Source organism: Microseira wollei NIES-4236 (genome assembly GCF_020521235.1).
GTDB classification, from domain to species: Bacteria; Cyanobacteriota; Cyanobacteriia; order Cyanobacteriales; family Aerosakkonemataceae; genus Microseira; species Microseira wollei.
Window position 1 is genome coordinate 1 of the sequence record NZ_BLAY01000471.1, and the last position, 923, is coordinate 923.

General features: G+C 44.3%; 1 protein-coding gene. It reads right to left on the reverse strand.

Annotation, left to right across the window (positions count from 1 at the left end):
* Nucleotides 1-303: 303 nt before the first annotated feature.
* Nucleotides 304-477: a hypothetical protein gene (locus tag MiSe_RS49305; protein WP_226594896.1), complete on the reverse strand. Its 174-nt coding sequence runs from the start codon at nucleotides 475-477 to the stop codon at nucleotides 304-306.
* Between the last annotated feature and the right edge of the window lie 446 nt (nucleotides 478-923).

The window sequence follows — 923 nt, forward strand, 5'->3', positions numbered from 1 at the left end:
TCCCTGATTTTGGTAACAAATACAGTGACGGCGGGCGAACAGCTTCAATATGTTCTTCCCTTGTTTTTTTCATTTAAAGACTGACTTTGACTTTGAGATTTTAGGATTTGGATTGGACTGTAAATTGGTTGAATCGTATTCTTCAACTAGCTGCTCCAAGTATTCTAACCAATTCTAGTCTCGAGAAGCCGAATCTACTGAAGTTTTATCATCGTTACTATCAGTTGATTCTGTTGCTGAGTCGGGTGGCGCCTCAACTTCTGTGCGTCTAGCTTTCCCTCTAGCAAAGCTTCTAGATAATCATCAGGGGTGATTCCAGCTTCCCGCGCTGCCCGTTCCCAGAACGGAAGTGATCCCGTCTACTTTCTGCTTTTTAGGTGGTTGGGGATTGTCTTCCACGAGGGCGGCGATTTTGTTGCCGGTGATGTGATGAGTGGGAAGGTTGCTAATAACTTTCTCCCACTTCTCAACTAGCACTTCATCGGGTGTCTAGGAATTTCAACACCCTCTGGTACGGCACCATCATCAATCGCAGTTCCATACTTCTTTCTAGCTACTTGGTAGACTTGATCGGCTTTTTGGTAAGCTCTTACAAGGGGTCGCTCTTGGTATTCACAATCTGGAAGCTGCGGTGATTGAAACCCTAGCTTGATTAATTTGAGACAGATTTTTGCGGAGGCAATAATTTTATTAACTCACTTCTCATAGAGTCTGTATTGACGCAGGCAATCAGCAACTAATCCCACTCGAACTTCACTCAATAAGTAGGATCTAATTTCCTTGGTTGCCCACTCAGGGTCAACGCGGTCCTAGTGGAGATATCTGCATATTCCAGTCTGCCATCAATCGATGGTTCCGCAGCACCCGCTGTTGTATTTCTGCTTTCACTGCATCGGTATAAACGATGTCATAAAAAGGAAATA